This window comes from Bordetella muralis, assembly GCF_054781015.1.
In genome coordinates, this window is record NZ_BAAGVF010000002.1 from 78,130 (window position 1) to 103,726 (window position 25,597).

Here is a 25,597-nt window from a genome sequence, read left to right on the forward strand (position 1 = left end):
TGCGATGACCCAACCCATGCCGCGCTCCGAGCGCACATCACAGAACCGCGTAGCGCGGCTGTTCACTACCCCACTGGCCGATGGCGGCCTGGCCTACGAACACCTGAGCAACTGGAGCAAGCGCGACCACAACCGCGCCATCGAAACCGGGTTGCTGCGCGCCAATTTGGCCGCTCGCGGGTACTCGCCCGCTCACATCAGCGCCGCCTTGCAGAAGCTGGAAGTCGCGGTTGATGTTACCGGCATCACGCCCTACCAGGCCAACCTGCGTACCTACCAGTTGCTGCGCTACGGCGTGCCGGTGCAGATCGCGGCGGGCCAATCGCATGAGACAGTGCAGTTGATCGACTGGGCGCAGCCCGAGCTCAATCACTTCGCGTTGGCTGAGGAAGTGACGCTACGGGGCGGGAGCACCCGCCGGCCGGACATCGTTTTGTACATCAATGGCCTGGCGGTGGCGGTGATCGAGCTCAAGCGCAGCTCGGTGGATGTGGGCGATGGTATTCGCCAGTTGTGCAGCAATCAGGAGGAAACCTTCAATCAGGGCTTCTTCAGCACGGTGCAGTTGCTGCTGGCGGGCAGCGATTCGCAAGGCCTGCGCTACGGCACCACCGGCACACCGGAACAATTCTTCGTGCAGTGGAAGGATGAACAACCGTCAGCCATGGCAACAGCGGGCGCGCTGCTGGATCGCCCGCTGGCGCAGATGTGCGAGAAGGCGCGGTTGCTGGATTTGATCCGCAACTTCGTGATCTTCGATGCGGGTTTCAAGAAGGTGCCCCGGCAGCACCAGTACCAGGGCATCAAGGCCGCGCAGGAACGCATCGCCAAACGCGAGGGTGGCGTGATCTGGCACACCCAGGGCAGCGGCAAGAGCATCCTGATGGTGTTGTTGGCCAAGTGGTTGCTGGAGCATGATCCGCAGGCACGGGTGCTGGTGGTAACCGACCGCGACGAGCTGGACAAGCAGATCGAAGGCGTGATGCGCAATGCCGGGGTGATTGGGGAAGGGGCGACTCCACCACGCATTACCTCACGGGCAGACTTCGTGCAAAAACTCAGCGCTACCACACCGCGCTTGTTGTGCGCTCTGATCCACAAATTCGATGCGGCCGATCTCAAGGGCGAGCCACCGCCCATCCATGGGCGTTTCTATGTATTCGTGGACGAGTGCCACCGCACCCAGGGCGGCAACATGAACAAGCAGATGAAGCGCTGGCTGGTCGACGCCCTCTTCATCGGCTTCACTGGCACACCATTGTTGCGTAAGGATCGGCAGACCACCCGCGAAGTATTCGGCACGTATATCCACACTTACAAGTTCCACGAAGCCGTGGCCGACAAGGTGGTATTGGACCTGAAGTATGAGGCGCGGGATGTGCCGCAGCGGCTGACCTCACGCAAGGCCATCGATGCCTGGTTCGAGAAGAAAACGCGCGGACTGAACAATTTCCAGAAGTCCATCCTGCGCAAGCGCTGGGCCACGATGGAAGAGCTGATGAGCGCCAAGGAGCGCAAGGATCGCATCGTCGCCAACATCATCGAAGATTTCAGCCTCAAGCCTCGCCTGGACAATGATCGCGGCACGGCGATTTTGGTGGCAGCTTCGATCTACGATGCCTGCCATTACTTCCGGTTGTTCCAGAACACGCATTTCGGCCCCTATGTGGGCATAATCACCTCGTACGAACCCAACCCGGTTGCCATCTCGAAAGAATCGGCCGGCAGCGACGAACGCTACAAATACGACACCTACAAGCAGCATGTGCTGCGTGCCGGCCAGACCACCAAACAGTACGAAGACGAAACCAAGCGACGCTTCATCGAAGAGCCTGCCAGCATGAAGCTGCTGATCGTGGTCAGCAAGCTGCTCACTGGTTTCGATGCACCCAGTTGCTCCTACATCTACCTAGACAACGAACTGCACGACCATAACCTGTTCCAGGCCATCTGCCGTACCAACCGGCTCGACGGTGACGACAAGGACTATGGCCATATCGTCGATTACAAGGAGCTGTTTGGTGACGTGCAACAGGCCATTGCGGTGTACAGCTCCGACGAACTGGACATCGACACGGGCAACGGCGGCGAGAACAACGTCCACCTGAAGAACTGGCTGGAGGAAGGCCGCAAGCAACTGGACGAAGCCCGTGAAGCGCTGCATTACCTGTGCGAGCCGGTTCCGCAGCCGCGAGATCTGGAGCAGTTCATCCACTATTTCTGCGGCCATGCCGGGAATCCGGAGGCGCTGCTGGAAAGCGAGGCGTTGCGCATTGCCTTCTACAAGGCGGTGGCGACCTATCTGCGTGCCTTCGCGGACATCGCCCAGAACCTGACCGAGGCGGGTTACTCCGACAGCGAAGCCGACACCTTGCGGTGGGAAACCGAGTTCTATGCCGAGGTGCGTTCGGCCATCAAGCATTACAGCGGCGAAGAGCTGGACATCAAGCCCTATGAGGCCGACATGCGCCACCTCATCAACACTTATATTCAGGCCGAGCCAGCGCAGGCGTTGGGGGACTTGGCCGAACTGTCGCTGACCGAGCTGATTATCGAGACCGGCATCCACAATGCCATCGCCAAGAGGCTCAACGAGAAGGGCAAGCTGTCGAAGAATGCCATTGCGGAAACCATCATCAACAACGTCCGCAAGACCATCATCCGAGATCGCCTGACCGATCCGCGCTTTTACGAACAGATGTCCAAGCTGCTCGATGACCTAATCCAGCAAAGCCGTGAAGGCACTGAGGCCTACGAATCATTCCTGAGCAAGGCGGAAGACATACTGAAGAAGCACCGCGCGAAACAACACGATATCGATGAACCCGCCATGTTGCGCGGCAATGCAGGTGCGCTGGTGATTTATCGCAATCTGCCTGACATCATTTCCGGCGATGTGTTGCCCAATGCGGATGGTGTAATCAAAGAGCCACAGGCGGATTACGGCGACCCGCTGGCCCTGATGGCGCTGAAGATCGACCGTTTGATGTGTGACGAAGCCCCGGCAGGATGGCGTGGCGATGAAGCCAAGGAGCGCATCGTGCAGAATTTCCTGCACCCGTTGACTGGGAAGAACCGCGAGGCCACGCTCAAACTGTTCGATTTGCTGAGAAATCAGCCGGGTTACTGATGACGCAGACGCACATACGTCTGGGGGAACTGGACATCGCCGTCACGTTCAAGGCTGTGAAGAATGTCCATCTTTCCGTGCATCCGCCCGAGGGTGCGGTGACGCTGGTGGCCCCGATAGGCACGCGGCTGGAAGTTGCTCGTGCCTATGCTGTTTCCAAGCTGCGTTGGATTCGCCAGCAACAGGCGCAATTGCAGGCACAGTCCCGCGAAACTCCTCGCCAGTTCGTCACCAGAGAAAGCCATTACGTCTGGGGACGCCGTTATTTGCTCACGGTGCTGGAGCGCGATGCCCCACCTTCAGTGAAGATGGACCACCGTCGCATCACCCTGCATGTGCGCCCCGGCACCAATGCAGCCAAGCGCGAAGCCATCTATCAACGCTGGCAACGCGGTTTGCTACACCAGGCCATTTCACCCCTGATCGAATACTGGGAACCACGTATCGGCGTGAAGGTCAATGGCTACTTCCTGCAACGGATGAAAACCAAATGGGGTAGTTGCAATCATCGCCAGGCCCACATTCGGCTCAACACGGAACTGGCCAAGAAGCCTCGTGACTTGCTTGAATATGTGATTGTGCATGAAATGATCCATCTGATCGAGCCGACGCACAGTGAGCGGTTCATATCGTTGCTGACCCAACACTATCCTGCCTGGCGGGATGCTCGTGCGGAACTGAATGCGCTACCGCTGGGACAGACTGTTTGAATATTGCTACCGGCCAAGATAAATCGAGACTACACCGACTCGCCCATGTCCTAGTTCAAGACTGATATGTAGTCGGACCTGGTGGTCTTGTAGGCGTTGTTCAGCAGACAGGGCCGAATAATGAATTCCCCCGGCCACAGGCGCCTTCCACCCCATCAGCATCTCATACCGCATCTGCGCATACCGATGCCGCAGTCCGTGCATGTTGCTCAACCCCGCCGCCTTGCACTGGCCATCGTAAACATGCCGCTGCTGGATGTAGGTCTTGTGCGCCGGGATCAGCGAGCCCGGCCCTGCCAGCCGATGAGCTTCGTCCAGCACCGCACGCTGCTCCGGCGTCGTGATCGGCACTGTCCGGTCGCGTCCGCCCTTGGCCCATGAACCCTTGATGGCGATGTGGTCGCCACCGTCAGCGTGACGGGGCTGGAACTTGATGGATTCTTCCCGCCGCAGACCGAAGGCGGCCTGCAAGCGTAGGCTTACACGGACGTGGGGATCAGTGATCCTGGCCAGCCTGTCATCCGGTTCGCGAGCCTTGCTGATATTGGTCACATAGCGACGTTCGGGCACACCAAGCTGTGTGTTGTCCGAGGGTAGGATGCCGGCCTTGCCGATCTTCTCCGCCCACCAGCGCAGGTGGGAGAGCCGATTTTTGATAGTGCCAGACGACAAACCTTCGCCTTGCCAGCGGTCCAGCAACGCCTGGACGTGCTTGCCCTTGAGCGACGAAGCCTTCATCTGCCGGAAACCGGCCTCGCGTAGTTGTCGCGCAGCCAGCGCGAGAGAACGCATCCGGTCGGCCTGTGTGTTGTAGCTGCCGTCACGGTTGCGCTGGCAAAGCTGCCGCAGGGTGTAGGTCAAGTCGTCCACTTCCGGCCTCCACGCAAAGCGCCGTACTGCGTTGTCCTGAAATTCAGTGGTTAGTGTTGGTGCCAACTCGCCAAGGCGAGATCCCGTGAGGGCAAGGGCATGGTGTTCAGGAGACACCAGGGCCTCGAATGAGGCGTCCGTCTTGCTCCCTGTTGGAAGCCTGGACGGAGGTAATACAAGACGAAAGTGATGTGAACGTGGACAAGTCCTCCTATGAAAGAGAGTGGGATGAGAAAAGCAGCGGGAGTCCTGTGCATTGCGCACAGGTAATTGCCGCAAAGGACAGTGCGCCAGGCGGCGTGGTAGGGATGAGTTCAAACAGACGAAGAAGGCTCCGCCCTTGGGTAGGGCCGGTATGCGGTCGGAGCCTGGGCATACCTGGGGTGGTTCCGCCCTGAGGGGCCAGCGCTTGCAGGAACCTGCGCTGTCGGGGGGGGGGCGATGTACGAAGCCCATCGGTCTTGGCAACTGCCCGGTCAGTGTAGGGCGGCCATCATCATGTCTGCCGCACGCAATAGGATTCGGCATTCGCCCGCATTGTTGCTGGCGTGGACGCGGTCGTCACTGCGGCTGGCAGTGACGACCCGTTTCGCGGCAGCATTTGCTACGCAGGACGCGGTTGCCATCCCCTGGCCTGCATTGCCTGTGCCGCGATGTCTCCAGCGTTCGCCGAGGCGTTCAGCATCTTGCGGATGTTGGCGATGTGCGCCAGGGCAGTTTCACGCGATGCCGGTGGCGCAGTGGGTTCCGGGCGGGTTTCGGTGCGTGGTGCACCAGCAGGCCGATTTTTGGCAGGCCGGTTCGCGGCAGACATCTCCTTACGACCTGCCCACAGGCGAAATTCGCCCGCAAAGACGCGCTTCACCAAGGCGAAGAAGTAGGCCACGATATTGCGCACGGTGCCGCTCTGGCTGCGTGCCTGCAACTCGTCGAGTACTTCCTGGCGATGCTGGGGCGGCAGCCGCCGTAAGGCGGCCTGCACGTCCTTTTGCTGATCGGCCTGGGCATTGCTCAGGCAAGGCGGCAAGCTCACCGACTGCGATGCTGAATCGCCGTTGCCTTCGCGCGCGCGGTACGTACGTTCTTTTTTATACATATACGTCTTATACGTACTGCCCTGCTCAGCCGTCATGTGGCGAGCGTGTCCGGTCTGTTGCGGAACAAGCGTGCTGCCAGCGGAATCGCCAGGTAATGGCAGTGGGTCGGCTGCCTCGCTCGCCTGCGACGGCGACGTAGGGGGCAAATCATCGTCATCGTGACGCTGATCGTGGGTCGCAATCGAGGCGGCTTCAGGTGCCTGTGCCAGCGTTGCCTGAATGTGGACGGCCACCCGATCTACCTGGTTGTTTTCGTGGCCGATGGAGGCTTGCAGAAGCGCGGGCAGACTGGCATCGAGCGCGCAGGCTTGTTGGAAGTCCAGGGCGCTTTCGTGAACCTGATACAGCTCGCTGAGCACATGGCCGGTCAGAGGATCGCGTTGCTGGCCCACCAGACTGATCCATCCCGTCAGCCGAAGCACGACGAGAACGCGCCGGGCCGTCTCGTACCCGGCCCGCTGCCCCAGCGGGGTAGAGGTGAGATAGCGACGCAACTGCCCCAGGTTTGCCAGCGGACTGATGCCCTCCGCAGAGCGCAGCATGCGCAGCACCTGCCAGCCATTGCGCTCCAGCGGCGTGAGGCGAGCATCGAGCATGAGCGAGGCGGGCGTGGTGAACAGGGCATCTTGCCCCAGCGGGTTGTGGCGGGTGTGATGGTCTGCCATGAGAGTTCTCCGAGGTCTGGGCCCCAGCGGCCCGTTCCCTTGCATCTCATCGCGTACCGTTCCAGGCGTCAGCCAACAATGCGGTCTGCGCCATACCCGTTTTATCCGGCAGGCGCAGCGCTGGCACCGGCATCCAGACTGATCTATCATCCCGATACCCCTATGGGGGTACAACTGGGGGTACTTCCAGCGATTCCCGCAAAGGCCGTGCCGCGATTTCCCCGTGAAACCTAGCATTCACGGCCCTTTGCCGACCGATCAACGTTTAAACGTGTGATCAACGTCTGACGGTTCGTTCAGCGTCCCGCGGCCTTCATCTCAACTGTCGACGAAAGCTCGGCCGCGAGCCAATCCAGATAGTCTCTGATCGCGGCCTCATCCCGTTTGCAATACGACCATTTCAGGTGTTTTCGCACGGTGATAAAGCCGGCTTGTTTGAGAATATCCAAATGCCGGCTGGCCGTGGGCTGTGCAACGGCCAGCGCCTCGGCAATCAAGGTCATGCAAACACCGAACTCGATCGGATCGGCCGACCACTGATGCCCAAAATGCTTTTGCGGTTCCGCCAACAGTCGAAGAACGGTTAGCCGCTGCTCGCTCGCCATCGCCTTGATCTGGGTTGATCTATCCATGGTCTCGATTATATATTGTCATTTAGCTAACTGACGATATGAGTGATGCCATGTTGGATCTACCCAATACCACGATCATCGAAGGAAACGCCGTCCGCTGGGGCCAGATCGGGAGCGGGCCGCCGCTGGTGGCGATTCACGGCACACCCTTTTCCTCGCAGGTCTGGCGCAGGATAGTGCCGCAGCTCGCTGATCGCCGAACCATCTACTATTTTGATCTGGTCGGCTATGGACTATCGGAGATGCGCGAGGGGCAGGACGTGTCACTGGCCGTACAGAACAAGGTCCTTGCTGTCCTGTTCTCGGAATGGGGCCTCGACCGTCCGGATGTGCTTGCGCACGATTTCGGTGGGGCTACGGCGCTGCGTGCCTACTATCTGAACGGCTTGCGCTACAGATCCCTGACGATCTTTGACGCGGTTGCTCTCGCCCCGTGGGGGTCGCCGTTGGTCCAACATGTGCGCAAGCATGAAATAGCCTTCTCCGGGATGCCAGACTATATGCATCGGGCGCTGCTGCGAGCCTATTTACAGACCGCCGCCTACAACACGCTGTCCGAACAGGCGTTGGATATCTACAGTGCGCCATGGCTGGGGCCCGTCGGCCAACCCGCCTTCTATCGTCAAATTGCGCAGATGGATCAGAAATTCACCGACGAGATCGAACAACAGTACGCGCGGATGGAATGCCCGGTGACGGTCCTGTGGGGGCGGAACGATGAATGGATACCCTTTGACAAGGGAGTGGCCCTCGCGGCAGCGATCTCCGACGCTGAGTGCATTCCCGTGCCTGATTCAGGACATCTGGTCCAGGAGGATCGGCCGGAGGCGATTGTGGCGGCAGTTCTGAAACGACTCGACTAAGAAGGGTAGTGGTGCCGTCATCGACCAAGGGCACAGTATTCAGTCGGCGCGCGGTCGAGAAGCAGTTGAATTCCTTATCAATGCTGGCATGTTTGGTTGCATTTTGTGCTGAATGGCTGCACTGCGCTCGGCATGGGGCCGCCTCTCCCGAGTAGCGACAGATCCGCTGGCATGCCCATGAATCTCCAGGGATTTCGCCGCCGTCACGCCACGTATGACAGGAAGGCTCGGCCTTTTTTTGTCACCTCATGCCATATAACGTTAAGTTTTTGGTTGCAATTCGAAAACGTATAACACCTAACGATCAGACACTTGTCATTACAGTCGAGCCTGCGAATTTTTAATCGGTCCAGGCCGGCAGATGCCGGCACGCGTATGCGCCAAGGGACGGGAGAGCGGCGTACCGAGAGAATGCAATGACGTCCCACATAATGTGCCCAGTGAGAAGAGGATCTCGAACAATGAAAAGCAAAACCAAATTGATAGCTACGGCGTTGGCTGCCAGCGTGTTTTTGGCTGGTTGCAGCGGCATGAATCTCGACAGCGCGATGTCGGCCGGCTCTAACCTGTACTCGGCGGCCACCCTGACCGACGCGCAGATCGTGCAACTGTCCGATGTCTCGTGCAAAGAGAGCGATCAGACCTCCAAGGTCGCCCCGGCTGGCAACAAATACAGCAAGCGTCTGACCAAGGTCATGAAAGGCTTTGGCAACATGACCCTGAACGGCCAAAAGGTCAACTACAAGGTCTACCTGACCGAAGACGTCAACGCCTGGGCAATGGGCAACGGCTGCGTGCGTGTGTACAGCGGCCTGATGGACTTGATGAACGACGACGAACTGCGTGGCGTGATTGGTCACGAAATGGGCCACGTCGCCTTGGGCCACTCCAAGAAAGCCATGCAGACTGCTTACGCTGTCGCTGCTGCGCGTGAAGCCGCTAACGCTTCGGGCAACAACATTGCTACCGCGTTGAATTCCTCGCAATTGGGTGAGATGACCGAGTCGTTCATCAATGCGCAGTTCTCGCAATCGCAAGAATTGGATGCTGACAATTATTCGTTCGATCTGCTGACCGAGAAAAAGATGAAGCGCGAAGGCCTGGTGACCGCGTTCCAGAAGCTGGCCAAGCTCGATGGCGGCGAGAGCAGCATGTTCAGCTCGCACCCGTCCTCGCCGGATCGCGCAGCACGCATGCAGGCTCGTATCGACGCCAGCAAGTAAACCAAGCTATCTTGCGATAGTGCCGGTTTGATGGATACCGGACTGATGGCCTGAGTCCGGTATCCATCCAAACTTTTGAGCCGATGTCCGCCATGTGCGGACATCGGCTCAGTGCTTTCTGCCATCCTCATTCAACATCCAGGATAGTGCGCGGTTATCCTGGTGGAGCCCGTTCGCTATAGCACAACTATTCATAAATCGAATGAAGGCCATGTAGACATTTAACTTGTCGATGCTTTGCGGATGGCGCTATCGTGACACCTTGAAGTGCTTGAGGCACTAAATAATTAAAAGCCTCGCGTCTGCTCACCCATCAGGATTTTGCAATGATCGAACGTGTATTCATGAACGCCGCTGCCGCCGACGGCAGTCTGCTGTGTATCGCCGTAGCAGATGGCAAGATCGTCAGCATCGGGCCGGATGTCCCGGTGGTGCAGGGCGCAGACGTTGTTGATCTGCAAGGCTGGGTGGCGCTGCCGGGGTTTGTTGATGGCCATATTCACCTGGACAAGAGTTTTGTCGGCGACGTTTGGCATCCGCATCAGACGGCGAACAGTCTGCGTGAGCGTCTGGCGTTCGAGAAACAGGCGTTGGCGCAAGCAAAACCGATGGCCGAACGTGCGCAGGCATTGCTTGCACAAGCCGCGGCCTTTGGTACGGTTGCGATGCGCAGCCATGTGGATGTAGACGCGACGACAGGGCTGGAAAATCTGCACACCATCATGCAGGTGCGTGAGCAATGGCGCGACCGCGTGCATATTGAGCTGGTGGCGTTTCCCCAGGCTGGCGTGATGTCCTGTCCGGGCACGGTACAGATCCTCGAGGCTGCCGCACGCGCAGGCGTCGATGTGGTGGGCGGTATCGACCCTACGACGCTGGATGGCGATGCCGATGGCCAGTTGGATGCGGTATTCGGAATCGCCGAAAGACATGGCGTGAAAATCGACATCCATTTGCATGAGCCGGGATTGCAGGGCGTAGATCAACTCCATCGCATTGCTGCCCGTACGCGTGCAGCAGGGCTGGCTGGCCGTGTCGCGGTCAGCCACGCCTATAGCCTGGGCGATGTGACGCCGGATGTTCTGGATCGCATCGCGGGGGCATTGGCCGATGCAGGTGTCGCCATCATGACGAATGCGCCGGGTAATCGGGCGTTTCCGCCGGTGTTGCGCTTGCGCGAGGCGGGGGTGAATGTGTTCTCTGGCAATGACAACATTCAGGATGCCTGGTGGCCGTATGGCACGGGCGACATGTTGCAGCGGGCCATGCTGGTGGGATATCGCTCGGGGTTCTATACCGATGAGTCGTTGCACACGGCGCTGCACCTGGTTTCCTCGGCGGGGGCCTCAGTGCTAGGCTTGAACGGCTATGGATTGGCAGTCGGAAACGAGGCGACGTTCGTGGCGGTCAAGGCGCCCAACGCGGCGGCTGCCGTGGCGAGTGCGCCCGCCGAGCGGCGCCTGATACGCAAGGGCCGTGTTCAGGATTTGGTTTAGGTACGGTCCAGTAACTGAACCAGCACATCGGACAGTTCGCGAGTTTCCTGATTCGCAGAGGGACGATAAAAAATACCCATTTCGTAGGCGTCAATCTCCGGCAAGCCGCTGCGCCGGGTCAGTATCTGGTGGTTCTTTGACGCTGCCCGGCGCGGCAGCAGGCTGATACCCATACCGTTGGCGACGGCCTCCTGGATGCCAGCCAGGCTTGAACTCGTAAAACTGATGCGCCAGGGCCGGCCTATTGTTTCCAGTGCCTGGATCATCTCGTCACGATACAGGCCTCGTTGGGGAAAGGTAACCAGTGGAATGGGATCCTGTTTCAGGCAGGGGTGCCGAGCGCTGTCGATCCACACCAGCTTTTCCGGACGGCACTTGACTGCCGCGCGGCTATGCCGGCGTTGTTTCACCAGCACGAGATCCAATTCGCCTTGCTCGTAGCCGTGATACAAATCGCGGCTCAGGCCGCTGGTGACTTCCAGTTTGACGTGGGGGTGGTGCTGGCTAAAGGTGGAAAAGGCCTTGGTAATCGGACCGGTGGCGAAATCCTCGGGCAAGCCGAGCCGTACCGTGATGGCCATCATCGCCCCGGACAGTGCTTCAGCCAATTGCTCGTTGGCAGCCAGCATCTGGCGGGCGTATCGCAACAGCACATGCCCGGCCTCGGTCGGGCGTACCTCGCGATTGCCGCGATCCAGCAGAGTATGGCCGGCGAGGTCCTCCAGGCGGCGTATTTTTTGGCTGACCGTGGATTGCGTGGAATGCAGCCGTGTCGCTGCCGTCGTAAAGCTGCCGCATTCGACGACGGCGACCATGGCTTTCAGCAAATCCAGTTCGAACAGCACGTTATTCGATTTCAGACTGACGGGCATTCAAATATTTAATTTTTTAATGTGATGATCGGCTTTTATCATGGTCGTGGAAAGCCTGACAACTATGATCCTGGGCGACGGCGGGGCTCGGCATGTGCAGATTGTGCAAGCGCTGGTGCAGGCGGGTGCGGATGTGAATCTGCCGGACGGCCCTGGCGTGACACCGTTGGCTCACGCTCGCCAACACGGATACGACGATATCGCGCGGATCTTGATGGACGCGGGCGCGAAACCCTGATGGTTCGCGGTGAGGCTGGTCGAATTGCCGCGGTGTCGAGAGGCGCGGCATCCGGGGCCGGGCAGGGAGTCCAACGGCTATAATCCGATTCACGAATTTTTTTCTTGAATTTGGCCGAATTTATATCGTTTTGAGGATTGGAAGCCTAGGGTTTGTAATGCGGGCTGGTTTTCTTCCAGTTTTTTACGCATTCATTGCCCAAGCCCATGAGTCTTATCGGATATCGCGTTCTTCCCCGGCCTGAGTCGGCCGTTTCCTCTACCGTTCTGGCCGGTTTTGCGACTGTCGGCTCGGCGCAGATCAGCGATTGCATGAATCGCTTGTACGGCGTGGCCGGGCTGCGTCCGTTGCACGCGCAAGCACGCCGCATCGTGGGCCGTGCGTTGACGGTCAAGGCTCGCCCGGGCGACAACCTGATGATCCACAAGGCGATTTCGCTGGCCGAGGCCGGCGAAGTGATCGTGGTCGATGGCGGTGGCGATACCAACAACGCGTTGGTGGGCGAATTGATGATGATGGACGCCCGCATGCGCGGCGTGGTGGGTTTCGTGATTGACGGCGCGGTGCGGGATGCCGATGTGTTCGCGCAAGAGGATTTCGGGTGCTTTGCGCGCGGCGTGACGCATCGCGGACCCTACAAAGAAGGCCCCGGCGAGATCAATGTGCCCGTGTCGGTCGGCGGGCAGGTCGTATTCCCTGGCGACGTAGTGGTGGGCGACGCCGATGGCGTAGTCGTGATCCCGGCCGAGCACGCCGAGGCTGTCCTGGCCCTGGCGCTGAAAAAAGAGGCTGATGAGGCCGCCATCAAGGAAAAACTGAACGCCGGCACCTATACCAAGCCGTGGGTCGATCGCACCATTGCGCAGAAGTCGGGAGAGGCCTAATGAGCATCATCGCCGACAAGATCAAGCGCATCAAGCTCTCGCCCAGCGTGGCGGCCCGCGCCATCATTGCGGAGCTGCGCGAACAAGGCCGCCGCGTCATTGACCTGACGGTGGGCGAGCCGGATTTCATGACGCCCGAGCACATTCGCCAGGCGGCGACCGCTGCGATGAATCGCGGTGAAACCAAATACCCCCCTGCACAAGGCACCGTCGCGCTGCGCAAGGCTGCCAGCGTACGCCTGCAGGAAGAAACGGGCGTCGAATACCCCGCCTCGCGCATCATCGTCAGTACGGGTGCCAAGCAGGTGATTTTCAACGGCCTGGCGGCCACCTTGAACGACGGTGACGAGGTCATCATCCCCGCGCCGTTCTGGGTGTCATACCCGGATATGGTATTGGTCAACGGCGGTGTGCCGGTCGCCGTGCCGACGACGCCGGAAACCGATTACAAACTGACGCCCGAGGCCCTGGAACGCGCCATCACGCCGCGCACCAAGTGGCTGATGATGAATGCGCCTAGCAATCCCACCGGCGCCGTGTATCGGGCTGAGGAGTTGCGTGCGCTGGCTGACGTGTTGGTGCGGCATCCGCACGTGTGGCTAATGACGGACGACATCTATGCCCGCCTGAATTTCTCTGGCGAGACCACGGTGCACCCGCTGCAAGTCGCGCCGGAGCTCATCGATCGCACCCTGGTTGTCAACGGCGTATCCAAAGCCTACGCGATGACTGGCTGGCGTATCGGTTATGGTGCAGGGCCTGACGAGTTGATCAAGGCGATGGCGATTCTGCAGTCGCAAAGCACGTCGGGCGCGTCGTCAGTCAGCCAGGCGGCTGCATTGGAGGCGTTGGCCGGCCCGCAGGATTGTGTCGCCGAGTTTGCAAAGGTGTTTCGCGAACGCCGCGATACGGCCATGGCGGCGCTGCGCGGGACACAGGGCTTGCAGATCGTCGAGCCGCAAGGGGCGTTCTATGTCTTTCCGGATTGCCAGGGCTTGCTGGGCAAACGCACACCGGCAGGCGACGTGATCAACACGGATACCGATCTGACGCACTATTTGTTGCGCGAGGCGGGTGTTGCGGTGATCGACGGCAATGCCTACGGCGCACCGGGTACGTTCCGCCTGTCTTTTGCAGCGTCGCTGGATGATATCCGCGAGGGCTGCTCGGCGATCCGCGCCGCCTGCGAAAAGTTAGCTTGAACCGCGAGGATGGCGGTCGAGCGTTGCGGGGATGCCAAGGTATGAAACCACGCAGCACTTCGACATTCATCCTTATCGGATTTTTTTCACCACGACTAAATGACCAAAAGGGGCAATCGATGATACGTAAAACCATTCTGGCCGCATGCCTGGCGTGCGCTACGCTGGCCGGCGTCCCGGCACAGGCCGATCAGCTCGACGATATCAAGGCCAAGGGCGAGCTCTTGTGCGGAACGTTGGGCACGTCACAGCCGTTCAGTTTCCAGGACGTCTCGACGCGTCAACTGGTCGGCTACGACGTGGATGTCTGCAAGCTGGTCGCTGACAAGCTGGGTGTGAAGGTGCAATACAAGCTGTTGTCGGTTGCCGCGCGCGTGCCCGAGCTGAGCGAAGGCCGAGTCGATATTCTGGCGGCCAATCTGGGTTATTCCCCCGAGCGCGCTGAACAGATCGCCTTCAGCAACGCCTATTACGTAAGCCCGCAAAAACTGTTGGTCCGCGCCGACTCGGACTACGACACGATCGAATCGGTCAACGGTCGCCGCATCGCCGCGACCAAGGGTTCGAGCTCGGAGCGCGAGATCAAGCGCATCATGGAGAAATCCAAGGTCCTGGGTTTTAGCGATAGCTCGGCTGCGTACCTGGCCTTGCAGCAAAAGAAAGTCGATGCACAGTTTGCGTCGGAATTGGTGTTGGCCCGCCTGGTCCTGCAAAGCCCCCCGACCTCGCCAGTGCGCGTGATCGAGAAACCCGTGTTCAGTGAATCGTGGGGTCTGGGTATCAAAAAATCCGAGACGCGTTTGCTGGAGGCGGTGAATCAGGCGCTGAACGACGCCGAGGCCTCGGGCGAAGCCGCCAAGCTGTTCGATAAATGGTTCGGCCCGGAAACGCCGTACAAGCTCAAACGCGATTTCAAGATCGGCCCGATCGCAGGTTGATCTGCTGTTTGCAATGAGCGGGTCGCACATGATGTGCGGCCCGCGCCTGCGTCCGTGCGAGCGCCGTGTGGTCCGTTCAAGGGTCGCGCGGCACTCCATTGAGAGAGTGTTTTATGGATTTTCTCGAACCGATTTATCTACATCAATTGCTCGATGGCATGCTGACCACCGTGCAGTTGTTCCTGATCGCCTGGGTGATGGCGTTTACGATTGCCGTGCTCTTGGTGGTGATCCGGACGACCGACTGGGCGCCATGCCGCTGGTTCGTTGACGCCTATGTCGAGTATCACCGCAACGTGCCGCTGCTGGTGCAGGTGCTGTTCTGGTATTTCGGTATGCCGGAGTTATTGCCCGAGGGAGTTCGCGATTGGCTGTATGAGCATAATGCCGAGTTGTCACTGGCGGCCATTGCCTTGGCGCTGGGATCGGCGGCCTACATTGCCGAAGACATCCGCAGTGGTCTGCGTTCTATTCCGGGCACGCAGTTCGAATCGGCGCGGGCGTTGGGCTGCAGCTATCTGCAATGCATGCGATTCGTGATCGTGCCGCAAGCCCTGCGCGCAGCGATTCCGCCGCTGATCGGGCGCGCGCTGCTGCTGTTCAAGAACACCAGTGTGGCGATGGCGATCGGCGTGGTTGAACTGACCTATCAGGCGCGTGAAATCGAGAACGAAACCTATCGCACGTTTGCGACCTTCGGGGTCGCGACGGCGATGTATCTGCTGGGCTCGTTCTGCATCATGTTCATTGGTTCACATATTTACGCCCGCTACGTGCCGGGCCGCAGGAGCCGGCATGCTTGAGGTGATTGCACAATACTGGCCGACGTTTCTCGTCGGGCAATATCCGAACGGGCCGCTGGGTGGGTTGGCCCTGACCTTGATCCTGGCGGTGTGCGGCTTGGCGGCATCGTTGCCGCTGGCGCTGCTGATCGCGTTGGCGCGTGTCAGCCCGTTTGCCTGGCTGCGCCGCATCAGCGCCGTGCTGGTCAATGTGGTGCGCGGCATGCCGCTGCTGATGCTGATTTTCTGGGCCTATTTCGTCATTCCGAAATTGACTGGCGAAGTCGTCAGCGGTTTCTGGACGCTGCTATGCGCGTTGGTGTTATACGAGAGCGCATATCTCTCCGAGGTGGTGCGTTCGGGGATCGAGGCGATCCCGCGTGGGCAGACCGAAGCGTCCCGTTCCCTGGGCGTAGGCTACTGGACCACGATGCGCAAGGTAGTCTTGCCGCAGGCGCTGGTGAACGTATTGCCCAGTATGACTAGCCAATTTGTTTCCACCATCAAAGAGACCTCGCTCGGTTATGTGATCAGTGTGAATGAGTTGACCTTTGCGGCCAATCAGGTGAACAACCTGGTCCTGACCAAGCCGCTGCAGGTGTTCGGCATTCTGGCGATCATGTATTTCCTGGTGTGTTTCAGCCTGAGCCGTGGTGTGAATTGGTTCGATCGGCGAGTGCGTCGTGCTCGCGCGATGGCCTAGTGTATTGAAGGCGTTTTCTCATGATTAAGCTCGAAAAAGTGAACAAGTGGTACGGCGCACACCATGTGCTGAAAGACGTCGATCTGGAGGTGGCGCGCGGCGAGGTAGTGGTCGTATGCGGTCCGTCCGGCTCTGGCAAATCGACCCTGATCCGCACGATCAATCGATTGGAACCCATCGAAAAGGGCACTATCCGCGTCGATGGCCAGGACGTGTACGCCAAGGGACTCAACCTCAATCAGTTGCGTCAAAAGATCGGTTTCGTGTTCCAGCAGTTCAACCTGTTTCCGCACATGAGCGTGCTGGATAACGTGGTGTTCGCGCCGGTGAATATCCAGAAACGCCCGCGCAAGCAAGCTGCCGAGCTCGCGCACGCGTTGTTGGAACGTGTCGGTTTGGCGCACAAGATAGATGCCTACCCAGGCGCGCTCTCGGGCGGGCAGCAGCAGCGCGTGGCGATTGCCCGGGCGCTGGCGCTGCAGCCGCCGGTGATGCTGTTCGACGAACCGACCAGCGCACTGGACCCGGAAATGGTCGGCGAAGTCCTGCAGGTGATGAAATCGCTGGCCAAAGACGGCATGACCATGGTGTGCGTCACACACGAAATGGGCTTTGCCCGTGACGTCTGCGATCGGGTGATCTTTATGGATGCCGGGGAGATCCTCGAGAGCGGGACGCCGGAGCAGTTCTTCAGCGCACCGGAACATCCGCGCGCGCAGCGCTTTCTCAGCGATATTCTGCATCCGCGCGGATGAGCACGCCGCCCCAAGTGGGTGGTAAGGTGTCGGTTTCTCGATACTTGGCCCCCACCGCAATGTATACCCTGAAGCAACTCGAGGCGTTCTACTGGAGCGCACAACTTGGCAGCTTCAGCGCATCGTCCAAAAAGCTGCACACTACTCAGTCGGCCGTGGCCAAGCGGGTGGGAGAACTCGAGTCGTTTACGGGCGCGCCCTTGTTCGAGCGGCGCGCGAAACGGTTATCGCTCACGCAGCATGGCCGCCGCTTGTTTGATCTGGCCAGCGAGATGCTGGAGCTGAACAGCCGCATTGTGCAAAGCATGGCGGACACTGCCAGCGTCGAGGGTGTCGTGCGGCTGGGCGTTACCGAGTTGGTCGGCATGACGTGGCTGGCCCGGCTGATCAGTCAGATCACGCAGCACTATCCGCGCGTGCAACTCATGCCCGAGATCGATGGGGGGATTACCCTATATGAACGCCTCGAACGGGATCAGTTGGACCTGGCCATCATGCCGGGTCCATTCTGGAGTTATCAATACGATTGCGTTCATCTGGGTGCTGTGACGAATGTCTGGATGGCCAGTCCGCAGTTGGACATTGCGGCGGCTACGCCGCTGACGCCGCACGATCTGGCGCCCTATCCGGTGATTTCCCAGCCGACGAACTCTGCCTTGTCGCATCTGTACGATGCCTGGTTTGCGGAGCAGGGTCTGTCGGTGAAGCGCGTGTTGACGTGCAACAGCCTGGGCATGATGGCGCAGCTGACGATGCTGGGCCTGGGGATCAGTTATCTGCCGGGTGCGTATTTTGCGCCGTTGGTCGAGCGCGGCATGCTGCGGCAGCTCGATGTGCAGCCGGATTTGCCGACCATCAATTACTACGCGGTGTACAAGAAAAGCCTGGTCAACCCCGTTGTGGCGACGGTGATTGATATTGCCCGGCAGGAGTGCGCGTTCGAGGTGGCGGGCGCATTCTTGCCGCATGTGCCGCAGCGCGAGGGCTGAGCCGGCTGGCGCTGCCGAGTCTGCCGATGTGCCAGGATTGGAACTTGTCCTGGCCATCCCTGTTCTACGGCAGATTTTCTCTGAAAATCACGTCTGTACGTGTGGCCTCCACACCCGACAATACGCTGCGGTGATCGCGCAGGTTCGTGAAAATCCGGATGCTGTTCAGGATAGTGGTCAACGGACTCTGGTTGATCACCGCGTCCATACTGCCGTCGATCAATAGCGCTCGCGTTTCCGGTGTCAGGCCATGGCCGATGAATACGATCTCGTGTTGTCGGCCGGCTTCTTTGAGGGCCTGGCCTATGCCTTCGGCGCCGCTGCCGATGTTGTAGATCGCAGCCAGGTCAGGATGCTCTTTCAAGAGGGCCTGTGTTTGCCGGTAGTTCAGTTGCGCATCATCATAGCCCTCGCGCAGCCCCACGACGCGCATGTCGGGATATTGCTCGGCGAATAAATGCAGGAACCCGGCCTCACGTTCCTCGTGCGCGCGATAGTTCAGCGATCCCGCGATCAACGCGACTTTGGCGCGTCGCTGAGGGCTGCCAGCCGAACCCTGCGCGGGACTCAGGAAGCGGCCAATCAAATGGGCGGCCGTGCGCCCCGCGGCGCGATTATCCAGGCCCACATAGGCGCTGCGTTTGGAGTGCGATAGATCGGAAACCAGGGTGACACAGGGGATGCCTCGATCAGTGAGCTCTGCGACTGCCTCGCGGACCTTCGGGTGCTCGAGCGCCATGAACGCGACGCCGTCGCTTTGCTTGCCGCGACGCAACAACAAACGGGTGAGGGCATCGGGATCGAAGCTCTCGACGGGCGCCACGCGGCAATTGACGTTGAAAGGCGCCCAGTGTTCGTGCGAGTGCTTGACCCATTCCCCCAGCATCCACAAAAACCGGCTGCTACGGCTGGGCAGCACAAAGAGCAAGCGCATAGGGGGTGGCGCCATGGCGGCATAGAGCTCGGCCTGGGGCAGGTATTTGAGCTCTGCGGCGGCCTTCAGAACACGTTGCAGGGTCGCCTGGCGTACGCCAGGTCGATGATGCAGGGCGCGATCGACCGTGGCGGGGGACACGCCCGCCAGTCGCGCAATATCAATCACGGTAGGTAAAGCCTGCGGCACCGGGTTTCTCCGTTTCTGCCTGGATACAGGGGGTATACCTTACACGCATTCTTGATGAGTACCTCAAAACCCATCAAAAAATGTGCTTGGGATTTTGCAGGCAGGCTTCTATTCTTACGACCCTATCGATAGCGGCGCCGCAGAGCGCGCACTCGTAGATAACGAACATAAATGGTGCCGGCCCCGCCGCGGGATAGCCGGTCTGGAGATTTCCAACATCGTCGGTAACGCCGGCAAGCTTGTACACAGGAGACAGTGTCATGACGAATAACAGGTCTTTCACGCGCCGCAGCGCGTTGCGTACCCTGGCGGGCTTGCCGCTGGCGGCCATGGTCAGCATGCCGCGCCTGGCCAGCAGCGCGCAGGCAGAGTACGTATTCAAATACGGCAACAACCTGCCGGTCAGCCACCCGCTGAATATCCGTTCTCAGGAAGCCGCCGCCCGCATCGCCAAGGAAAGCAACGGCCGTCTGGAAGTGCGCGTGTTCCCCAATAACCAGTTGGGCGGAGACACCGATATGCTGGCGCAGGTGCGCAGCGGCGGTATCGAGATGTTCAATGCAGGCACGATGGTCATCGCCACGCTGACACCTATCAGCGCGATCACGGCCATGGGGTTTGCGTTCGCGAACGATCAGGAAGTCTGGAAAACCGTTGACGGCCAGCTCGGCAACCACGTGCGTGCCGCCTTTGCCAAAGTCGGTCTGCATACGCTGGACAAAATGTGGGACAACGGATTCCGCCAGATGACCAGCAGCGCCGGCCCCATCAAGACCGCAGCCGATCTGGACGGCATCAAGATCCGCGTGCCCGTGAGCCCGATGGCGATCTCGATGTTCAAGGCCCTGGAGGCCGCCCCCACCAGCCTGCAGTTCAGCGAGGTCTATTCCGCCTTGCAGACCAAGGTCGTGGATGCACAGGAAAACCCGCTGGTGATTCTGCAGACGGCAAAGCTGTACGAAGTGCAGAAGTATTGCTCGCTGACCAACCATAGCTGGGATGGTTACCACCTGGTGGTCAACGGCCGCGCCTGGCGCAATCTGCCGGATGATCTGAAGACCATTTACACCAATGCCTTTAACGATGCGGGCCTGCAGCAGCGCGCCGACCTGGCGCAATTGAACCAGACCTTGCAAGCCGACCTGGCTGCAAAAGGCATGGTGTTCAACACCACCGAGGCCGACAGTTTCCGTGAGCAATTGCGTAAAGCCGGCTTCTACGCCGAGTGGAAGAAGAAGTTCGGCGATGAGGCATGGGCGTTGTTGGAAGCCTCCGTCGGTAAGGTGTCCTGATGGAAGCGGGCCACGATACTAAGGCCGTGTGGGGCGCAAGTCCCCCAGCGGCAACACCGCTTGCGGCCGCCGGAGTGGCTGCCGCGCCGGCCTCTGTGCAGCGAGGCCATGGTCCGCTGGCTTGGCTGGATAGCGCGTTGGGCGTAGTGTCCGAGTGGCCGGCGGCCTTGCTGGTTGTGCTCGAGGTCGTCGTGTTGCTGTCGGGCGTCGTGGCCCGTTATGTGTTGCACGAGCCTATCGTCTGGACCGATGAGCTCGCATCGATCATGTTCCTGTGGTTGTCGATGCTCGGCGCCGTGATTGCGCTGCGCCGTGGCGCGCACATGCGCATGACGGCGCTGGTTAGCAAATGCAGTCCTGGAAAGCGCGCGTTTTTGGAAGTATTCGCGCTGGCTGCTTCGTTGGTCTTTCTCGTCTTGCTGATGCCGCATGCGTGGGAATACGCCGTCGAAGAAATGATCATCGTCACGCCGGCGATGGAGATCAGCAACGCGTGGCGTGCCAGTGCGCTGCCTACCGGCACGTTGCTGATGCTGCTCGTTTGCATAGTGCGTTTATTGCGCACGGAGCATGCCAAGCAAGTCGTTCCTGCAGTCGTGACGGCCGTGGCGATCGCGACGGTGTTCTGGTTGGCAGGACCCTGGTTGATGACCTTAGGCAAGTTGAATCTGCTGATCTTCTTTGCTGGCGTGGTTGGTTTTTGCGTCTTTGCCGGTGTGCCGATCGCGTTCTCGTTTGCGCTGGCGACATTTGGTTTTCTCGCCTTGACGACACGTACTCCCATGGTGGTGATGGTGGGTCGTCTGGACGAAGGTATGTCCCATCTAATCCTGCTGGCGGTGCCGCTCTTTGTACTGCTGGGCATGCTGATCGAAATGACCGGCATGGCGCGCGCAATGGTGCAGTTCCTGTCGAGTCTGCTCGGCCATGTGCGGGGTGGGTTGAACTATGTGCTGATTGGCGGCATGTATCTGGTGTCGGGAATCTCGGGTTCCAAAACCGCCGACATGGCCGCTATCGCGCCGGTGCTGTTGCCCGAAATGAAAAAGCGTGGCGCCAAGCCGGGGGATCTGATTGCGCTGTTGTCCACCACGGGTGCGCAGACGGAAACCATTCCTCCGTCGATTGTGTTGATCACGATTGGCTCTGTCACTGGCGTATCGATCGCGGCTTTGTTTACGGGCGGTTTGCTGCCTGGACTGGTGCTGGGTCTGGCGCTGTGCGTGATTGTGTGGTGGCGCTATCGCCATGAGGACTTGAGCGCCGTGCCGCGTGCGTCTCGCAAACAGATTGGCAAGACGTTCGTCGTCGCACTGCCTGCGTTGGCCCTGCCATTTGTTATTCGTGCCGCCGTGGTTGAAGGTGTCGCGACGGCGACCGAGGTATCGACGATCGGCATCGCTTACGCGGTAGTCGCCGGATTGCTGCTGTATCGCCAGTTTGATTTCAAGCGTTTGCCGGGCATTTTGATCGAAACGGCAACCCTGTCGGGCGCGATTCTGTTCATCATCGGCTGCGCCACGGCGATGGCCTGGGCGTTGACACAATCGGGTTTTGCGCATGATCTCGCATTGGCGATGGGCAATCTGCCAGGCGGACAGTTCACTTTCATGGCGGTGTCGCTGGTGGCGTTCATCGTCCTGGGCAGCGTTCTAGAGGGCATCCCGGCCATCGTACTGTTCGGGCCGTTGATGTTCCCGATCGCACGCGAGTTGGGCATTCACGAGGTCCAGTACGCCATGGTGGTCATCCTGGCCATGGGCGTGGGCCTGTTCGCTCCGCCGTTCGGCGTGGGCTATTACGGGGCCTGCGCCGTGGGCAAAGTCGATCCCAACGAAGGGATCGGCCCGATCTGGGGCTATATGGCGGCGCTGCTGGTGGGCCTGGTGCTCGTGGCAGCGATCCCCTGGATTTCCATCGGTTTTCTGTAAATCCGATCATTTCTTTCTTTCGCAATTTCGCACGGGAGCATTGTCATGAGCCGATTCCTCGGCCAGATCCGCCAGTTGGGCTATGTGGTGCCTGACATTGAGGCCGCTATGGAGTACTGGAGCAAGACGCTGGGCGTCGGCCCCTGGTATTACAACCCGCGCGTGCCCATCGTGAATTACCACTACGATGGCAAACCGTACGAGCCGCATAACTCGGTGGCCCTGGCGAACTCGGGTTTTGTGCAGGTGGAGTTGATCCAGACGCGTAACGACGTGCCGTCGATGTACCGCGATTTTTTGCAAGCCGGCCGCACCGGTCTGCAGCACGTCGCATACTGGACGGAAGACTACGACGCCGATCTGGAACGCCTGCTGCGCCAGGGCTTCAAGCCCAGGATGAGCGGTGAGGTCGGTGAGCGCGGCCGCTTCATTTATTTCGACACCGAATACCATCCTGGCACGGTGATCGAGCTGTCTGAAGTCGCCGGCCCCAAAGGCCGCATGTTCCAACAAATCCGCGAGGCTGCAGATGGCTGGGACGGTAGCGATCCCGTACGCCCGTTTCCCAACCTGGGGGCCCAATGAGCGGTGACCGCATCCTGGCCAGCTACGTCATTGAGACACCGCTGGATCCCGCGGCGGTCGCCGAGGTGATGGCAGGCGAACAATCCAGCGGCACGTTTACGCGTGTCGCGGGCGAGACAGATGATCTGCGCGCGCGTGCTCGTGCAACTGTCACGTCGGTGCAGATGCTGGACGAGGTCGATGCGCCCAGTCTGCCCAATGCGTGGCTGAAGCGTCGCCGTCAACCGGGGCCGTGGCGCCGCGCGCGTATCGATATCGCTTTTCCTCCGGCGAACATCGGCGCCAACCTGCCCACACTGGCCAGTACGGTGGCGGGCAATCTGTATGACTTGGGCGAGGTCACGGGCCTGCGGCTGGAAACGCTGCACGTCCCGGCCTCGTATCGCGGGCGATTCGATTTTCCGCGTGTCGGTATTGCCGGTACGCGCCGTGCCACCGGCGTGTCGCAAGGCGCGCTGGTCGGTACGATCATCAAGCCCAACGTGGGGCTGACCGCGCCGCAGATTGCAGAGCTGGTTGCGCAGTTGTGCGCGGCAGGCGTCGATTTCATCAAGGACGACGAAGTTTGTGCGGACCCAGAGCATGCGCCATTGGCACAACGCGTGCCGGCCGTGATGCGGGTCGTACGAGAGCATGCTGAGCGCACTGGCAAGAAAGTCATGGTGGCGTTCAATATCACCGACGAAACCGATGCGATGCGTCGTCACGCCGATCTGGTCGAGCGCGAGGGCGGCACCTGCGTGATGGCGAGTTTGAATGCCTGCGGGTATTCCGCCATTCAAAGCCTGCGTCGCCATACGGCCTTGGCCTTGCATGGCCATCGCAATGGGTTCGGTGCCTTGTCGCGCCATCCGTTGCTGGGTATAGGCTATCAGGCCTATCAGACGCTGTGGCGCTTGGCGGGCGTAGATCACATGCATGTACACGGCTTGCAGGGAAAATTCTCGCAGTCGGACGACGAAGTCATCTCGGGCGCGCGTGACAGCTATACCCCGTTGGCAGAGGGCTTGACGCAGGACGACCTCGTGATGCCGGCCTTTTCTTCGGGGCAATGGGCGGGCACCGTCCCGGCGACCTGGGCCGCGATAGGCCGCGATGACTTGCTGTTCATGGCGGGTGGCGGCATCCTGGCGCATCCCGACGGGCCGGCTGCGGGTGTGACGAGTATTCGTCAGGCCTGGCAGGCTGTACGTGCGGGCGAGGACCTGGCGGACTATGCGCGCCAGGCTCCAGAGCTCGCCCGAGCGCTGGCGTTTTTCGGATCAAAATGAGCATCATCCCGCCGCGCCTGGCGTACTACGGCGATGATTTCACGGGGGCCACTGACGCGCTGGCGACGGCGACGCGGATGGGTTTGCGCAGCCTGCTGTTCTTTGGCGTACCCACGGCGGCGCAATTGCAACGCGTCGGTCCGCTGGACTGTCTAGGCATCGCGGGCGCTACCCGTGCGATGGCACCTGATGCCATGCGTGCCGAACTGCAGCCTGTGGCCGAGTTTTTTAAAACGCTCAATCCGCGCGTCGTGCACTACAAGGTGTGCTCCACTTTCGACAGCGCCCCGCAAGTGGGCAACATCGCCGTGGCCATGGAGACATTGGGCACGGCCGTCGATCAGGACAGGCCCTTCATTGTCGGCGGCCAGCCCAGCCTGGGCCGGTATTGCGTGTTTGCGCAGCTATATGCGGCAGCCGATGGCGAGGTTCATCGCATTGATCGTCATCCGACGATGAGCCAGCATCCGGTCACACCCATGCATGAGGCTGATCTGCGGCATCATTTCGCAACGTTGGGGGCAGGGCGTGTCGAGGGGGTGGACATGCGCGCGTGTGCGCTGGGCATTGATGCCATCGCCAGCCGCCTGTTTTCCGTCTGGGGTAACGGTGCGGATGCGGTGCTGTTCGATGTTGCGGAGTCCCGGCATCTGGATGCGATCGGCGCCGTGTTGGCGCAGGCCTGTGCGACAGAGTCTCTGCTGGCTGTCGGCGCCAGCAGTGTGATCGAGGCGCTCGGTACGCAATGGGGTGGCGCAGAGCAACACGCCGCGCACGATTCCTTTGCCGCGGCACAGGGACCGGTGTTGTTATTGGCTGGCAGTCTATCGCCGATGACGGCCAGACAAGTCCAGGCCGCTTCTTCCTATCGAAAGATTCGCCTGGATCCGGTTCGCCTGGCCAGTGAGGACGCCGTTTATCAGGCCGCCGTGGTGGCGGAACTCGCCACCCTGCTGCGCGAAGGCCAGCATGTGCTTGCCTGGATGGACAATGCTCAAGGCCAGCGCACCGCAGGTGTACAAAGCCACGCCTTGGCTAGCGCAGGTGGCCGTCTATTAGATGCAGTGTTGCGTCGCACTCCTGTCAAACGCCTGGGCGTTGCAGGGGGAGACAGCTCCAGCCTCGCCATGCAGGCATTGGATGCGTGGGGCTTGTCCCACATTGCGCGTGTTCAACCCGGTGTAGCACTATGCCGCTTGCACAGCGACGTGCCTGAATTCGACGGCATGGAAGTCATGCTCAAAGGCGGGCAAATGGGCTCGGAAGATCTATTCGAACGGTTTCTCGCCGGCGCGTGACGCGGCTTTCCGGTCGCAGGCATGATGCCGGCGACGCCCAGGTTTCTC

23 protein-coding genes are annotated in these 25,597 nt (G+C 60.1%); 18 read left to right on the forward strand and 5 right to left on the reverse strand.

The features are described from left to right. The first annotated feature begins 4 nt into the window (after window positions 1–4). Window positions 5–3,130 carry a type I restriction endonuclease subunit R gene (locus ACYVIT_RS02445; protein ID WP_415805566.1) on the forward strand — a complete coding sequence of 1,042 codons (3,126 nt, stop codon included), beginning with the start codon at window positions 5–7 and terminating at the stop codon, window positions 3,128–3,130. Then, a complete protein-coding gene (locus ACYVIT_RS02450; RefSeq protein ID WP_415805565.1) occupies window positions 3,130–3,840 on the forward strand; it encodes a M48 family metallopeptidase in 711 nt (236 codons plus the stop codon). Before ACYVIT_RS02445 ends, ACYVIT_RS02450 begins: the two co-directional genes overlap by 1 nt. Before the next feature lie 6 nt (window positions 3,841–3,846). Here ACYVIT_RS02450 and ACYVIT_RS02455 read toward each other — a convergent pair whose 3' ends face one another. The 3 genes from ACYVIT_RS02455 to ACYVIT_RS02465 form a co-directional block, all read right to left on the reverse strand. Continuing rightward, window positions 3,847–4,710 (reverse strand): phage integrase N-terminal domain-containing protein, encoded by an 864-nt coding sequence (locus tag ACYVIT_RS02455; RefSeq protein ID WP_415805564.1) that lies wholly within the window; start codon window positions 4,708–4,710, stop codon window positions 3,847–3,849. A gap of 604 nt (window positions 4,711–5,314) precedes the next feature. Then, a complete protein-coding gene (locus ACYVIT_RS02460) occupies window positions 5,315–6,472 on the reverse strand; it encodes an STY4528 family pathogenicity island replication protein (RefSeq protein WP_415805563.1) in 1,158 nt (385 codons plus the stop codon). Between the two features lie 296 nt (window positions 6,473–6,768). Continuing rightward, window positions 6,769–7,104 (reverse strand): ArsR/SmtB family transcription factor, encoded by a 336-nt coding sequence (locus ACYVIT_RS02465; protein WP_415805562.1) that lies wholly within the window; start codon window positions 7,102–7,104, stop codon window positions 6,769–6,771. 50 nt (window positions 7,105–7,154) lie between these two features. Between ACYVIT_RS02465 and ACYVIT_RS02470 the strand changes: the two genes are divergently transcribed. From ACYVIT_RS02470 to ACYVIT_RS02480, 3 genes are all read left to right on the forward strand, one after another. Beyond that, window positions 7,155–7,967, forward strand: coding sequence for an alpha/beta fold hydrolase (locus ACYVIT_RS02470; protein WP_415805561.1), 813 nt, complete (start codon window positions 7,155–7,157; stop codon window positions 7,965–7,967). Between the two features lie 461 nt (window positions 7,968–8,428). Further along, window positions 8,429–9,190, forward strand: a complete 762-nt coding sequence (gene loiP / locus ACYVIT_RS02475; protein WP_415805560.1) for a metalloprotease LoiP — start codon at window positions 8,429–8,431, stop codon at window positions 9,188–9,190. A gap of 326 nt (window positions 9,191–9,516) precedes the next feature. Further along, window positions 9,517–10,686 (forward strand): amidohydrolase family protein, encoded by a 1,170-nt coding sequence (locus ACYVIT_RS02480; RefSeq protein WP_415805559.1) that lies wholly within the window; start codon window positions 9,517–9,519, stop codon window positions 10,684–10,686. On the opposite strand, the gene ACYVIT_RS02485 is transcribed toward ACYVIT_RS02480, so the two are convergent. Further along, window positions 10,683–11,558: a LysR family transcriptional regulator gene (locus tag ACYVIT_RS02485; RefSeq protein WP_415805558.1), complete on the reverse strand. Its 876-nt coding sequence runs from the start codon at window positions 11,556–11,558 to the stop codon at window positions 10,683–10,685. The genes ACYVIT_RS02480 and ACYVIT_RS02485 overlap by 4 nt on opposite strands. 64 nt (window positions 11,559–11,622) lie before the next feature. Between ACYVIT_RS02485 and ACYVIT_RS02490 the strand changes: the two genes are divergently transcribed. From ACYVIT_RS02490 to ACYVIT_RS02525, 8 genes are all read left to right on the forward strand, one after another. Then, window positions 11,623–11,796: an ankyrin repeat domain-containing protein gene (locus ACYVIT_RS02490; protein WP_415805557.1), complete on the forward strand. Its 174-nt coding sequence runs from the start codon at window positions 11,623–11,625 to the stop codon at window positions 11,794–11,796. 206 nt (window positions 11,797–12,002) lie between these two features. After that, on the forward strand, window positions 12,003–12,680 hold the full coding sequence (locus tag ACYVIT_RS02495; protein ID WP_415805556.1) for an RraA family protein: 678 nt from the start codon (window positions 12,003–12,005) through the stop codon (window positions 12,678–12,680). Then, the gene (locus ACYVIT_RS02500) at window positions 12,680–13,882 is read left to right on the forward strand and encodes an aminotransferase class I/II-fold pyridoxal phosphate-dependent enzyme (RefSeq protein WP_415805555.1); all 1,203 of its coding nucleotides are present in this window, start codon (window positions 12,680–12,682) and stop codon (window positions 13,880–13,882) included. The genes ACYVIT_RS02495 and ACYVIT_RS02500 overlap by 1 nt, the downstream gene beginning before the upstream one ends. Before the next feature lie 119 nt (window positions 13,883–14,001). Continuing rightward, complete coding sequence (locus ACYVIT_RS02505; protein ID WP_415805554.1) at window positions 14,002–14,820, forward strand: ABC transporter substrate-binding protein; 819 nt, start codon at window positions 14,002–14,004, stop codon at window positions 14,818–14,820. Between the two features lie 113 nt (window positions 14,821–14,933). After that, window positions 14,934–15,623: an amino acid ABC transporter permease gene (locus ACYVIT_RS02510; RefSeq protein ID WP_415805553.1), complete on the forward strand. Its 690-nt coding sequence runs from the start codon at window positions 14,934–14,936 to the stop codon at window positions 15,621–15,623. Continuing rightward, the gene (locus tag ACYVIT_RS02515; RefSeq protein ID WP_415805552.1) at window positions 15,616–16,305 is read left to right on the forward strand and encodes an amino acid ABC transporter permease; all 690 of its coding nucleotides are present in this window, start codon (window positions 15,616–15,618) and stop codon (window positions 16,303–16,305) included. Before ACYVIT_RS02510 ends, ACYVIT_RS02515 begins: the two co-directional genes overlap by 8 nt. A gap of 20 nt (window positions 16,306–16,325) precedes the next feature. Beyond that, window positions 16,326–17,060, forward strand: a complete 735-nt coding sequence (locus ACYVIT_RS02520) for an amino acid ABC transporter ATP-binding protein (RefSeq protein ID WP_415805551.1) — start codon at window positions 16,326–16,328, stop codon at window positions 17,058–17,060. Window positions 17,061–17,119: 59 nt separating this feature from the next. Beyond that, window positions 17,120–18,049, forward strand: a complete 930-nt coding sequence (locus ACYVIT_RS02525; RefSeq protein ID WP_415805633.1) for a LysR family transcriptional regulator — start codon at window positions 17,120–17,122, stop codon at window positions 18,047–18,049. Between the two features lie 64 nt (window positions 18,050–18,113). On the opposite strand, the gene ACYVIT_RS02530 is transcribed toward ACYVIT_RS02525, so the two are convergent. Then, window positions 18,114–19,172 (reverse strand): LacI family DNA-binding transcriptional regulator, encoded by a 1,059-nt coding sequence (locus tag ACYVIT_RS02530; protein WP_415805550.1) that lies wholly within the window; start codon window positions 19,170–19,172, stop codon window positions 18,114–18,116. 260 nt (window positions 19,173–19,432) lie between these two features. Between ACYVIT_RS02530 and ACYVIT_RS02535 the strand changes: the two genes are divergently transcribed. Genes ACYVIT_RS02535 through ACYVIT_RS02555 form a run of 5 tightly spaced genes read left to right on the forward strand, consistent with a single transcriptional unit; the run spans window position 19,433 to window position 25,549 of the window. Continuing rightward, a complete protein-coding gene (locus ACYVIT_RS02535) occupies window positions 19,433–20,464 on the forward strand; it encodes a TRAP transporter substrate-binding protein (protein WP_415805549.1) in 1,032 nt (343 codons plus the stop codon). Continuing rightward, on the forward strand, window positions 20,464–22,395 hold the full coding sequence (locus ACYVIT_RS02540; protein WP_415805548.1) for a TRAP transporter large permease: 1,932 nt from the start codon (window positions 20,464–20,466) through the stop codon (window positions 22,393–22,395). Before ACYVIT_RS02535 ends, ACYVIT_RS02540 begins: the two co-directional genes overlap by 1 nt. Window positions 22,396–22,440: 45 nt before the next feature. After that, a complete protein-coding gene (locus tag ACYVIT_RS02545; protein WP_415805547.1) occupies window positions 22,441–22,980 on the forward strand; it encodes a VOC family protein in 540 nt (179 codons plus the stop codon). Beyond that, the gene (locus ACYVIT_RS02550; RefSeq protein ID WP_415805546.1) at window positions 22,977–24,251 is read left to right on the forward strand and encodes a ribulose-bisphosphate carboxylase large subunit family protein; all 1,275 of its coding nucleotides are present in this window, start codon (window positions 22,977–22,979) and stop codon (window positions 24,249–24,251) included. Before ACYVIT_RS02545 ends, ACYVIT_RS02550 begins: the two co-directional genes overlap by 4 nt. Beyond that, window positions 24,248–25,549, forward strand: coding sequence for a four-carbon acid sugar kinase family protein (locus ACYVIT_RS02555; protein ID WP_415805545.1), 1,302 nt, complete (start codon window positions 24,248–24,250; stop codon window positions 25,547–25,549). Before ACYVIT_RS02550 ends, ACYVIT_RS02555 begins: the two co-directional genes overlap by 4 nt. The last annotated feature ends 48 nt before the right edge of the window (window positions 25,550–25,597 follow it).